We start from the raw sequence: 11,958 nt of genomic DNA, 5'->3' as shown, positions 1-11,958 counted from the left end.
GTTCACCTTAACCCTTCGCTAAAATTTGATTTCGTAGTTTCAACAATTCAAGCTCGCTGCTTTGACTATCCAGTCCAGACCGCGCACTCTCCAGTGCGGCGCGGGCGCTATCCAGTGCCTGCTGGTCACGAGCATTTATATCAGTCCCGGCATAAGCCGGAAAGGATACTGCGGAGATTTCAAACACTTTGGCAATGTCCTTGATGCGGCGGGTGGGAAGATCTGTATCAAGCCCTTCCCAGGACTCATCCCGCACAGAGAAGATGAAGGACATCCCGGAAATGTCGTTCCGGTTCACCGCGCTATACAGCGCCTTCGCTTCCATGTTGTTATCTACATCCAGTTCAGCGCGGGTATACAATCCCTGCTGATCCACTTGGAGTTGCAGAGTTGAATTCGCATTGTTGTTCCGGCTACGGGCCAAAGGAATCCGCTTCAGGTCGTGATTGACGCTCATGATTACATCCTTGAAATCGGTACCGTCGAATGCCCCACGCTCAATCACTTCCTTGAACCAGCCGCCAATAATGGTTTCCTGCTCAAATACAGCAGCATGCCCCTGAATCACATTCCCCGCAGGATCTGCCTGCAGATCATTCATGACAAAGGCCCGGCGTTCCGGCTCGTGCAGGGCCGGCAGTTTATTCTTCGCCATCCTCTTTCACCGCCTTCCCGGTTTTTGCATTATTGAGTTGATAAATGTTGATGATGGAACGGTCCACATAGTTCAGGCTCTGCGTGATCCGGTTCCCTCCAGGGATCGGAGGATAACCCAGCAGCGCTAATTTCTGATCATCCGAAAGCAGCCCCTGCTCTCCGGCCGTCTTGATTAAACTCAGCTTGGCCGTTGTGCTGAGGTACATCATGTCCCGCTGATAAAACACAATCTCATTCCCCACATCCAGCTCCCGGGGAGAAAACAGCGTTTTGGAAAAGGCTTGACTTAGACCGATGAGAATCGGTTCAAGCGTGCTCTCATAAAACGCCTGATACTGCTCGTCCTTGTAATCACGGGACAGCATCGCCAGCGATACACCATACCACTCCTGGACGCTTGTCTTCAGAAAGGTCATGGTATCCTTGTCCACCATGCGGGGATCTATGGCAATTGGTGTGAAGTCGCCCTTCAGGTCGATGGGAAGAATCCCGGAGTCGCCAGAAGAGACAAGCTTTTCAAATCGTTCCCGCTCCTTGCGCTGAGCATCATCATCCAGCATGGTTGCAATCTTCATGATTCCTCGGATCGACATGCTGGTCTTGATGCCCTTCTCCAAACCCTGCAGCACGGTGTCGTTAATCCTCAGCACCTTCAGCAGCGCTTCATTATCCGGCTGCCCATTCATACCGCCGCCCATGATATCGTTCATGGAGAACTTCTTCCGAATGTGAATGACCTCCGAATACGGAAGCGTGAAGCTTTCGCCGGACTGGAAGAACAATTTCACATATAATGTGCCGGTTGGGTCTTGCAGAAAATCAACCTGGTATGGATTTAGCGGATACATCCCCGTATAGGTCCGGCTCTCAATTCCGTTCTCTCCGACGGTGCTGGTGTATATCGGGTAAATGAACACATTGAAATTCAAATAGAGCAGCCAGATGATTTTTTCGAGAAAGTCCCGTGTCGTCATCAGGTCATTCGGGCCGAACTTAAAGAGCCGGTTCAAATTGCCGCGCTGCACAATCTGCATGCCGTTGCTGTCGGTACGAATGTGCCGGGGCTGCAGCTTGCTGATCTCCGTTGCAATGATGTCAATGCAGTTCTGGACCACATCTGAAGCGTAAATGTTATTCCCGAATTGGCTGAAGACGGGCGCATATCCGTTCAGCATCTTGGCCCGGAAAAATTCCTTGGGTTTGGCAAGCAGCCCCTTAAAGCTATCAATTAATGCCACTGTTTCACCCCGCTCTCTTTACAAGTTCCAGGAATTCGGTACGGTTGTCGATGTAAATGCGGTAAGCAATGATGATGGTTACCGCGCCGTCGATCTTCTTGCTCTCCTGGCCTTGCACTTTCACCGGCATAATCTCCATCTTGGAATTGATGGTAAGGGCTGTGTTCTCCAGACAGTACCGGTCTATTTCGTGATTGTTGTAATTGATCAACTTACTTTTTAAATCAGCTTCAACCAGCTTCATCGGCTCACTCATGACACCCCAAATCTGATCTACTCGCTGCATATCGAAGCCAAGGTCCTCCATCTCCTTCACCCAATACACGGCGGACCATTTGTCATAGCCGATTTTGTAAAACTTGATCCCGTAGCTTTTGAAGAGCTTGACGAACCAGGCCGTCACATGCCGGAAGTCGTTCTCGTTGCCATCCGATAACGTGATCAGCTCCTTGCTCAGCCACTCCTCATACTGCTTGCGTTCTTTTTCAGAAAGAGCGTCAAGCTTCGATTCCGGAATAAAGTAATGGGAGACCGTGAACTTCTGATTTCCCTTCATCATCATCGCCCGCGCACAAGCAAGGTCGCCTGACTTCGAAAGATCGACAGCCCCGATAGCAAAAGCGCCCCGGAATTCTTCCAGGTCAAAGGTGTTCTCATTGAGAATGTCTTCACGAAAGAGCCAAGCAGCTGCATTATTCTGCTTGATGTTAAAGTCTTTCGCCAACATAAAAATCCGCTCGGCCTTGTCGTGCTGGGCCTTGCGGATCTGGTCTTTAATATATTTGGCTTTCTTGATTGTACCCAGGCTGGGATTCGACTTGGACCATGATTTCTCATTCTGCCAAACCTCAGCTTCATTGTCCTGCGTGTAAAGCCAGCTCAGAATGGTTTCGTCCTCATACTCCTTCGCCAGCACAGCGCGTCCGTACTTCAGCTCCTGGTCCAAGTATCCGTCATTCACGAATCCCTCTGTCGTAATGTTGATGAACCATGGCTCATCCTTCGTGGACTGCGATTGGTCAATGGATTTCGCAATGACATTGTCCTTCATCTCATTGGATTCATCCAGGATCGCGCCGTCGATGTTCCGGCCTTCCTTGTTTCGCGTCCGGTCCGAAATTTTAAACACCTTGCTCTTGTTCCTCAGATTGAATATGCCCTTCAGGTTCTTATGCGTTCGCTTATCCTTCGGGTCAAACTGCTCACGCATGCTATTAATCTCCTCGAAAATGATATTGGCCTGTGCATCGTCATTCGATGAGCAGACAATATCATTCCCGCCGGTGCCGCACAGCAGCTCCGTCAGACCAAGCGCAGCGCACAACGTGGATTTCCCATTCTTCCGGGCAATCAGCAGGATCGCTTTTTTGAACCGGCGAAGTAGTTTCTTCGGCGGCTTCTCGCCGTAGTAGTTGAGGTAGCCGTCTTCGCTCCACTTGAAGGAATAGAAGGCTTCAATGAACGCCTTCTCCCATAGCTCCAAGAGGAACGGCTGTCCATAGAACGGGCTTTTGGTATGCTTGCAAAAACGCTCGATGAAGGAGATCCGAAAGTGTGCATCCGCAGTGTCATAAACAAAAGCAGGGTTATTCAAGTCAGCGATTAGGTTGTCCAGCTGCTGAATAAGCTCCATCCCGGCAATGATTTCGCCGTTCTGAATGGCCTGATGATACTGAAGAAGGTAGCTAGGAGTCATCTCGGGATTGCTGCATGAATTTATCAAACTCATCATCGCCTTCAAATCCGTCTTTGCTCAGCACTCCGTTCAGTGTTTTGATAACAACCGCATAGGAATTGATGTTCTTCAGATACTGCTTGCCTGCCTCCAGCGGCTTTTGAAGGTCAGGATTGGTGGGATGCATCTTCACCATCCCGGTCCGTTCAATCGACTCCTTCAGCACTGAATTTTCCGCTTTCAGGAAGGCCGCATCCTCTATCAAGCCCTCGACCAGTTTCATCTTAGCCGGTTCAACCTCCTTGAAGATCTCACGCAACTTCGACAGTTCTTGCCGATAAACTTCGGATTTTTCCATAGAACGGATCAGCTCCTCCCATTTTCAAAATTTTCGGTTCGTGCAAAATTTGACTCACCCCGACGGTCCTGCTGAGAAAAAAATTATTTTTTTGACCGGGGGGCTGGGAAAAAATAAAAAAATAAAATAAATTCCAGAAAAAATATTTTAAATTTTTCTATTCCTGATACTGCTCGAACCATTTGTCGATGTATCCTCGCCACTCATCCTTACGGAATCGCTTCTCCTCATCGCCATCCAGCCGGAGCAAACATTCATCACGGGTAGCGCCGCAATAGATAAGCTCTGCTCCTAACTCATCGGCAAGCCGCAGGCGCTTGTGCCTGTCCGCATATCCGCCGATGACCCACGCTGTACCCCACTTGCCCAGCCGTGTCTTGATGTTGTCAAGCAGTTGATTGTGAATGCCTATGACATTGGAGAACAAAGCGTCCGGCTTGTCATAGCTCGGCAGGCCAGACACCGCAGTGTATAGCCGGTCCATATCGACAACAAGATCCCCGCGCTGTAGCTGCTCATTAACCAGCGTGGTCTTTCCTGACAGCGGCGGACCGTATACGAGATATACTTCCTTGATGTACTGATAGCCGAAGCGCTTATGCTCCATGTTGTGGCAGTCAGAACAGATAAGCTCTACCTGGTCAGGGTTAAGGCTGATGCTGTGATCCTGAACATTCTCCGGTGTAAGCTCTATCTTATGGTGGCCTATGATATCAATGGATCGGGCTATGTTGCTTCCGCAGCGTTCGCACTTGTTGCCACGCTCTAAGATTAGATTCATGCGGAATGTACGCCACTTATCTGATGAATAGAATGTCTTCAGTATCACATGTCGTGCCATTACCATGCCTCCGTTCTGAGCTTATTCACTTCAAGTTGCATGCGCTCCACCTTGAGCTGCAGTTCAGCAGTAGTCAGCTCATTGCGGTCAAACTGATCCAACAACGCAATACACTTCAGCTTGCGACCCTGCACATTTGAAAGCTGGCCCTCTATCGCAAGCAGGCGCTCCAGCATTTGCGGAGTCTTTGTAACGGTCTCCACTTCAATCATTTCATGCTCAAGCTTCAGCTCCACTTCAAGAAACCCATTCGCGTCAAACGATGGCGTGTCGCCAAAATCCTCGACTACCTTCTTGAAGCGCTCTTTCTTGGACTGCGTAATCGTCGAATCCCATCCCTGCTCAATCTCCCGGCTGTACCGCATGAGGCGATACTCCCGGTATTCAAGCAGCGATATTTCATTGACGAGGATCTGACGAGGATCTGTTTCCATCGTCATGAGCTTCATCTTATGATCGGCGGCAATCTCACTCATCCACATGGATTCATACATGCCGTGCTTCCAGCCGTTCTTATTCCCCGGTGGAGCACCGCCGCCTTTATTGCCCTCAGCATTCTTGTTCCCCGGCTGGCCGCCGCGCTTTCGACTTGGCCGCGCATCCCAGGCATCCTCATGCTTCCACTTCCGAATAAGCGAAGCCGCGACCTCCAACTTTTTCGCGATGTCCACCAGCGGCATTGCCCGGCCACTTTTTTCCCACATTCGGAATGCTTTATCACGCTTTTCACTCCGGCCCCTGCTCACCTCATCTCACCACCTCCGAACAGCATTCGAGTTTGGACAGTACACTTTTAACAGTTATTCCCAAACGTTACTTTAGTGACCTAAAGGCTGCTGCTGCTAAACTGCTAAATACTGGGTTTTGAGTGAAACACAATGGTAATACTGTTTCACTCGTTTTCCACAAAAAAAATCGCGTTCCTTCATATATGCATCCCCTCGCTTTATTCTGACTTCAATAAAGAAGGAATTATGTTGCACTGCATTTAACGCAAAGCCATGATTGCCTTGTCCATCATGTCCTGTGTCAGCCCGATATAGTCCAATGTTTCCCTTGGATCGCTATGGCCGAACATGTCCATTAGTAACGCTAGGTTCTTAGGGTCTTGCATATATAAACGATAAGCCCATGTTTTCCGCAGCGTATGACAGCCTATTTCCTTCAGCCCAAATTCCTGAGCTGCTTTATTCAAGAACCTGTAAGCTGTCGTTCGATCAATCGGCTGATACTTGATCCGGCTGATCTTCTTCCGCTGGCGGCTGGCGAACAAATAATCCCCATCAGCCATCCCGGCAATGTACCGATCCAAGTCCTCCCGGATGCTCGGATGAAGTATGAACTTCTTGGCATGCTTGTTCTTCTGCTCAACCAGGCTGACATGCGTCCCGCGAACCTCTTCAACCCGCAGCATACACAAATCAGAAACACGCAAGCCGGAGTAAATTCCGATACAGAAGAACAGGTAATTCCGTAGGCTGCGAATCCGAAAGTAGTGTTTCATTCCGTCTATGATTCGCTCGTCCCGAATGGGCTGTACTTTCTTCATACCACCACCCGCATTCATTAACAGCAAAAAAGCCGCCCGAAATGAGCGACTGTAATTTGGATAATATTAGCCCGTATTTGCACGGTGGCGGACGGTCATACCGACAAACACCCCTTATGCTCATACCGCGCCCGGGCGGAGCGCATTGAGAGCGTCTTAATCTCTCTTCCCCCGCACCATGCCGCCGCAACATCTACTTGCTACTTGTGCTACAGCTCCACCCTTGCGTTCTGTTCCGCAACGGGCTTCATCACTGATTCAACGTGGCCGAGTCCTACCATGATAAGGGTTAGTAGGGACACCCGGGAATGACTTCTTCCCTATGTCCCTACTGTAAATCCGTTTCTGTCTCACATCGGTCTCAACCTACTATCAATTTTGTCTCAATTTAGTCTCATAATTCAGATCATGCCGGACAGCTTAAGGCATTCTGCTATAGTTCGCACTCCTACATCTATGCGCCGGTTAATTGTAGCTGTGCTGTTTGTTGCTCCAAATGTCTCCAACGTTAGGTGATGTTTACGTGCGGTGAAATATCTATGTTTCAGAATGGCCTTAACATCATCATCCAAAATCAGCTCCAATGCTGCGTCAATCTCCTGAACCTTGTATTTAAGATTATTGAATAGAGTTTCTTCTTGTATGGTTAATGTCTCTTTTCGTTCAAAGTTCAGGATCGCCTTACGCATTTTGGGATACTCACTTAGAAGAGATTTAGCTGCCAACTTGTCCATCTTATCAGCACGAGGAAACAATTCTCCCTGCACCCATACCATTGCCATTCCCCTCGATCCCCTTTATGTTATAATGGGTTGAGGTAGAATTTACCGTTTATTGACTCCCAGCCCCCGCCAAGGATTAGGGAGTCTTTTCATGTTCATTAGGCATATTTTTGGCCCCTCGGAATCTTTCCGTCTTGGTCTAACACCAAATCGCTAATAATGATTGCTGCGTCATTCGTAATATATTGACCTTTGAATTCACCGAAAGTGATTTCAAAGCCGTTGTGGTCGCGCTGCGCCCGGAATGAAACTCCGGATACGATGCACCCGGCCGGTGAATTGACGTTTTTGACTGTCTTGATGATCACCCTTATGCCTCCTTTCTTCGATTCTCTGTAATATTCGCTGTTTTTGGATAGGAGACCCAGGCAAAACCTATCTCCTCGGCGATCAAATCTTCTCTTATATAAGAATAGCCTTTTGACAGGTACTCACTTGTACAGATCCGCAAATTTCCAAATGCCGTGTTGATTAATTGATGCTGAGCCAGTTCGGATCGAGGGCATACATAAAGCTGCATGCGTTCGGCTTTCCTGCCTCTTCGGACTACCTGACCAAGAGCCTTGTTAATCATGTTCATGGCCTGTGGATGAATTGGGGATAAGGTGCTCATAGCTACCTCCCTCCGGCAACTTTACCCAAATCACTGCTCCCTGTGGGTGGTTGTAGGGAATCGGTTCAGGGTATACAATTGGATTTTGCAATACCCACGCATACGGGGTCTTGTAATTAATATCTGCGTATGGCACAAGATGCTTGTCCTTATTTGAATCCCAAGCATGCATAGTTAGCGGCAGATACCCCACGAGATTCACGGTTCCATATATAAGCCCACTGCCACTCTTGATAATCCCGATTGTTCCGCGCTTATTCGTCCGGCTCCCTCTTATCTCCCAGGTCTTGGAACCGGAGAGAATTAACTCCGCCCATTTCGGTTTAATGACCAGTCCTTCCATATCACATAGCCCCTTTCCGTTGAACTGTTTCTTCGGACTGCGCATTAGTTATCTTCTTCATCACCATTAATCAGACCGAGATTCTCTAAGTCGTAATCATCACAATATTTCCGCAACTCTTCTTCGGTAATACCTGATTCCGCAAGAATTTGCTCCGAATCACTGCCAAAGCGCCTGCAAAGCCCAGCGGCATACGCTACTCCTTGAATAAAACCAACTGTCCTATCATCTTTTTCTTTTGCCATTTCACTTCATCCTTTCTGATACGCCGTATGCGTCCACTGCTATCCGATCATCTTCCCAACAGGATTATTAAAATTTTTCCCATCCTTGTACCCTTGCGCCCGAGCAGCACTGTCACCCAATGTGGACATGTTAGTTGGTTTACCAGTTTTCCATTTCGCTTTGTCGTAGTACTCAACTACTGCATCATGCTTCACCAGCACCAAAGATAAGCATTCCACCTCTACCTGTTCCTTGAACTTTTCACGCAATCCCTGAATAAATCCGGTGATATAATCATTCTTCAACATATTGGTCTGTCGCCGTGAACCAAAGTAATAGTTGCGCGTCTTCAGGTATTCACTTGAATGATGCCGGATAGCATCTTCAGCAAAGACATATACTTCTTTGGCAATTTCAACATCTTCGGGTAGCCCAAGAAACCCAATGTATGAACCCTTTGCAAAAAATGAGTAGCATCGAAAATTATCAGCCACAACTCCCAGAAGTTTGCGATGCCACCACTCAATTCTGCTTTTGCGAATTTTACCTTCTAGCGCTTCCGGTTGTTTTTGTTCAGGAGACCCAATATCCGAAGCCGTCAAACCATGTTTAGCCATTAAGCGCTGAGCAAGTAAGATTGCATTCTGTGCTTCCTCTGCATTTGAATTATCGTCTGCCAACTTAAGAGCTTTTTGAATTTTTCTAATTGCGGAATCCATACATTTCATCCCCTTAAAAGTTAATTGTTCATTAAGACCTGACTCTATCGTCACGACGCAGCATCATGCGCTGTGCGCCCTCTCATAATTAACAAATTTATTGAATTGCTTCAGGAATACCAGTTCCACCGTACCCACCGGGCCATTGCGCTGCTTAGAAATGATAATTTCGATAATGTTCTTTTTCTCTGTATCCTGGTTGTAGTAATCATCCCGGTAAAGGAACGCCACAACATCCGCATCCTGTTCTATGGCTCCCGATTCCCGAAGATCGCTCATCATCGGTCGTTTGTCCTGGCGCTGCTCAACGCCCCGGCTGAGCTGGGACAAGGCAATGACAGGAACGTCAAGTTCCCGAGCAATCTGCTTCAGGGTACGGGATATTTCGGAAACCTCTTGTTGACGGTTCTCCCCCGACTTGCCCCGGCCTTGAATCAATTGCAGATAATCAATCACTATCATACCCAGGCCATGACTCTTCTTTAGGCGACGGCAGCGCGCGCGTATCTCCTGAACAGTGATTACAGCCGGATCAGCGATGAAGATGTTTGCCCCACCTAGAATGGAAACAGCCCCGGCCATTTTGTCCCAGTCATGCCCTTTCATTTCCCCGGTCCGCATGGCATTGGAATCCAGATTACCCTCAGCGCTTATCATGCGCTGCACTAGTTGAGGCGCGGACATTTCCAAGCTGAAGATAGCAACCGTCTTCTTCGTTCGGACTGCGACATTCTGCGCGATGTTCAGGGCGAATGCTGTTTTCCCAACAGAAGGACGGGCTGCAACAACAATGAAATCGCCGTTTTGGAAGCCTGCAAGCATAGCGTCTAAATCGGTGTACCCGGAATAAAGTCCCGTTGTAATGCCATTTTTGACGTTTGTACAACGTTCCTCCGTCGTATCAATGACCTGCATCATCACCTTATTGATGGGCTGGAAATCATCGTCGGATGAAGCCTGATCTGATAAGGCCGACGCTTCGTTGAGCATGGTACTAACCACAAGTCCGGCGTCGTCGCTTTCATACGCCTGCCGCATCTGGCGTTCGGCGGCATAGATCGCCTTGCGCAGCGTGTGCTTGTCCTCCAGGATACCGATGTAATACCCAATCTCTGCCGCCGACGGCACCGAATGAGCCAGTTTGAGTAAATAGCTTGTCCCGCCAATCTTGTCCAATTGCTTTCGGCTCTGCAACTCATTCGCCATCGCCGGAAATTCAATAGGATCACCGCCCCGATGTAAAGTGACGATGGACCGGAATATCTCCTGATGCACAGGGTTTAAGAATGATTCAGGCTGAAGAGCGGACGCCAACTCTACCGCATCCCCCGTTTTGTCCATGAGGACCGCCCCCAGAACCGCAGCTTCCGCAGCCGGGCTATTCGGTAATTCTCGAATCTCTTCCAAGCTTTGCATATAGTGCCTCCTTCCAGCCCGCAGGCGGCAGCGCCACTTCTGCGCGATTATTTTGTCTCTCAGCCAGTACATGCGCGGCCTCTATTTTGCTTCGAATATCCTCAGTCATATCACCGTGCCCAGCACGTATCTGGGCGATTTTGGGTGCCCATGAATTTGTTAAAATATGATGCCGGACGTTTTCGATGGCTTTATCAAACGGGAAGTCTTTCAGCGCTTCGTAAAGCCGGGTAACTTCCTGGTCGCTGGTGTCTATCTGGTGCGTATACTCCCGTTTGAGTTCTATCAGGAGTTGTATCACTTGCGCTCTTTTCAAGGTCTTCGGCCTCCTTCATGCGACGTTGCAGGTCTTCCATTTCCTGCTGCTGCTTCGTTTTGCGCGGCGGATCTGATGGAGCTGCCTTAGCTCTTGGCTTACTACCAGGCTTGCCGTCCGTCTTGCTGACAGTTTGGGTATTCTTCCAGGCTTTCTTGATGCCGCCTGTGTAGTAAGCGAAGCTATTAGCCTGTTCAAAGTCTTCGCCCTCACGCGCCTGTTTTTCCCTGTACATGGTTTCCATAGTTCGGATGGTAAAAGGGATAGGAATCCCTCCGGTGACCATATTACCCATGGCTTCACGTTCTTTCGGGGAAACATGTATATCTGATCGGCCGTGTAAAACGCAGTAAGCTTTCATCAGGACGAACATGTCATTTTCTGGCGGGATTTGGTTTGGTTCTTCTTCCCACCACTCTTTTTCTAAGTTAGTAATAGTAGTAGTAATAGTAATATCTTTTGCATCGGACATTTTTGTCTGATCACTACCTAAACCCGGCCTTTGATCGGACATATATGTCTGATCACTATCGTTCTGAACGGACAGAAATGTCTGATCACCATCCGTGTGAACGGACAAATATGTCTGATCTCTGTCGTCCTGATCGGACATTCCTGTCTGATCACTTTCGTTCTGATCGGACACAATTGTCTGATCACTTTTTAATGTAGGAACACGTTTATCTGATCGCTTCAGAAGGTCTTTCTTGGATTTCCTAACCCTTATGATCAAACCCCGGGGCGCTCTGGTGATATGGAGGTAACCGTGCTCCTGCAGGTCACTTATCCATCTGCTGATGCTCTTGTCGGTAACCCCAAAGTTTCCGCCGATTTCAGAAAGCTTCATCGGCTTGCCACCAAGGACAAGCCCCCAGACAGTTCCGTCCTCTTCGACTTCCTTAGTCGTGGAGCTGATGCACCAAGCAAATAGCCATATCGCGCTGCCTATGTTGTTGTAATGCTGCGGCGAAAACAGCCCGGAGAAGATCGGAAAAGGAAAGCTATCTGCTGGCATAAGCTCACCTCTGCTGTATCATCATCGTTTGCCCTTCTTTACAGGCGGGCGTTTTACAATCTCCGTTACATCCGTGCGGAGAAAGAATGCTAATTCTCCGTCTTCCTTTCGGAGCTTTGCCCATGGGCGGGCGATGCCCCATGTATCCAGTACCTCACCATACAGGCCGCAGCTTGTCCGCACCATGTCACCTTTGAATACAAGCATATTG

16 protein-coding genes are annotated in these 11,958 nt (G+C 48.6%); all 16 read right to left on the bottom strand.

What is annotated here, in order from left to right; translation table 11 throughout:
* Positions 1–7 precede the first annotated feature (7 nt).
* The 16 genes from P40081_RS01050 to P40081_RS00975 all read right to left on the bottom strand — a co-directional run bounded on the left by P40081_RS01050 (position 8) and on the right by P40081_RS00975 (position 11,954).
* The gene (locus P40081_RS01050) at positions 8–655 is read right to left on the bottom strand and encodes an HK97 family phage prohead protease (protein ID WP_052421611.1); all 648 of its coding nucleotides are present in this window, start codon (positions 653–655) and stop codon (positions 8–10) included.
* Complete coding sequence (locus P40081_RS01045; RefSeq protein WP_042132777.1) at positions 642–1,895, bottom strand: phage portal protein; 1,254 nt, start codon at positions 1,893–1,895, stop codon at positions 642–644. The genes P40081_RS01050 and P40081_RS01045 overlap by 14 nt, the downstream gene beginning before the upstream one ends.
* A 4-nt stretch (positions 1,896–1,899) precedes the next feature.
* On the bottom strand, positions 1,900–3,591 hold the full coding sequence (locus tag P40081_RS01040; protein ID WP_197074316.1) for a terminase large subunit: 1,692 nt from the start codon (positions 3,589–3,591) through the stop codon (positions 1,900–1,902).
* Positions 3,581–3,928, bottom strand: a complete 348-nt coding sequence (locus P40081_RS01035; protein WP_042132775.1) for a hypothetical protein — start codon at positions 3,926–3,928, stop codon at positions 3,581–3,583. The genes P40081_RS01040 and P40081_RS01035 overlap by 11 nt, the downstream gene beginning before the upstream one ends.
* A gap of 157 nt (positions 3,929–4,085) precedes the next feature.
* Complete coding sequence (locus P40081_RS01030; protein WP_042132774.1) at positions 4,086–4,769, bottom strand: HNH endonuclease; 684 nt, start codon at positions 4,767–4,769, stop codon at positions 4,086–4,088.
* On the bottom strand, positions 4,769–5,515 hold the full coding sequence (gene terS, locus P40081_RS01025) for a phage terminase small subunit (RefSeq protein ID WP_042132773.1): 747 nt from the start codon (positions 5,513–5,515) through the stop codon (positions 4,769–4,771). The genes P40081_RS01030 and terS overlap by 1 nt, the downstream gene beginning before the upstream one ends.
* Before the next feature lie 242 nt (positions 5,516–5,757).
* On the bottom strand, positions 5,758–6,318 hold the full coding sequence (locus P40081_RS01020) for a tyrosine-type recombinase/integrase (RefSeq protein WP_042140625.1): 561 nt from the start codon (positions 6,316–6,318) through the stop codon (positions 5,758–5,760).
* A 401-nt stretch (positions 6,319–6,719) separates the two neighbouring features.
* Positions 6,720–7,100, bottom strand: coding sequence for a hypothetical protein (locus P40081_RS01015; protein ID WP_042132772.1), 381 nt, complete (start codon positions 7,098–7,100; stop codon positions 6,720–6,722).
* Between the two features lie 98 nt (positions 7,101–7,198).
* The gene (locus P40081_RS01010; RefSeq protein ID WP_042132771.1) at positions 7,199–7,408 is read right to left on the bottom strand and encodes a hypothetical protein; all 210 of its coding nucleotides are present in this window, start codon (positions 7,406–7,408) and stop codon (positions 7,199–7,201) included.
* A 2-nt stretch (positions 7,409–7,410) separates the two neighbouring features.
* A complete protein-coding gene (locus P40081_RS38880; protein ID WP_144026079.1) occupies positions 7,411–7,713 on the bottom strand; it encodes a hypothetical protein in 303 nt (100 codons plus the stop codon).
* Positions 7,667–8,056 carry an ASCH domain-containing protein gene (locus tag P40081_RS01000; RefSeq protein ID WP_042140624.1) on the bottom strand — a complete coding sequence of 130 codons (390 nt, stop codon included), beginning with the start codon at positions 8,054–8,056 and terminating at the stop codon, positions 7,667–7,669. Before P40081_RS01000 ends, P40081_RS38880 begins: the two co-directional genes overlap by 47 nt.
* Positions 8,057–8,100: 44 nt before the next feature.
* Positions 8,101–8,301 carry a hypothetical protein gene (locus P40081_RS00995; RefSeq protein ID WP_042132769.1) on the bottom strand — a complete coding sequence of 67 codons (201 nt, stop codon included), beginning with the start codon at positions 8,299–8,301 and terminating at the stop codon, positions 8,101–8,103.
* A gap of 39 nt (positions 8,302–8,340) precedes the next feature.
* Positions 8,341–9,000, bottom strand: coding sequence for a DUF2786 domain-containing protein (locus P40081_RS00990; protein ID WP_052421609.1), 660 nt, complete (start codon positions 8,998–9,000; stop codon positions 8,341–8,343).
* 63 nt (positions 9,001–9,063) lie between these two features.
* Positions 9,064–10,416: a replicative DNA helicase gene (dnaB, locus tag P40081_RS00985; RefSeq protein WP_042132768.1), complete on the bottom strand. Its 1,353-nt coding sequence runs from the start codon at positions 10,414–10,416 to the stop codon at positions 9,064–9,066.
* Positions 10,417–10,610: 194 nt separating this feature from the next.
* Positions 10,611–11,747 (bottom strand): hypothetical protein, encoded by a 1,137-nt coding sequence (locus P40081_RS36075; protein ID WP_052421608.1) that lies wholly within the window; start codon positions 11,745–11,747, stop codon positions 10,611–10,613.
* A gap of 21 nt (positions 11,748–11,768) precedes the next feature.
* The gene (locus P40081_RS00975; protein ID WP_042132767.1) at positions 11,769–11,954 is read right to left on the bottom strand and encodes a hypothetical protein; all 186 of its coding nucleotides are present in this window, start codon (positions 11,952–11,954) and stop codon (positions 11,769–11,771) included.
* Positions 11,955–11,958 lie beyond the last annotated feature (4 nt).

This window comes from Paenibacillus sp. FSL P4-0081, from assembly GCF_000758565.1.
GTDB lineage: Bacteria > Bacillota > Bacilli > Paenibacillales > Paenibacillaceae > Paenibacillus_AQ > Paenibacillus_AQ phytohabitans.
Note: the sequence above shows the minus strand (reverse complement) of the source record. Positions and strands in the feature narration are given on the sequence as shown.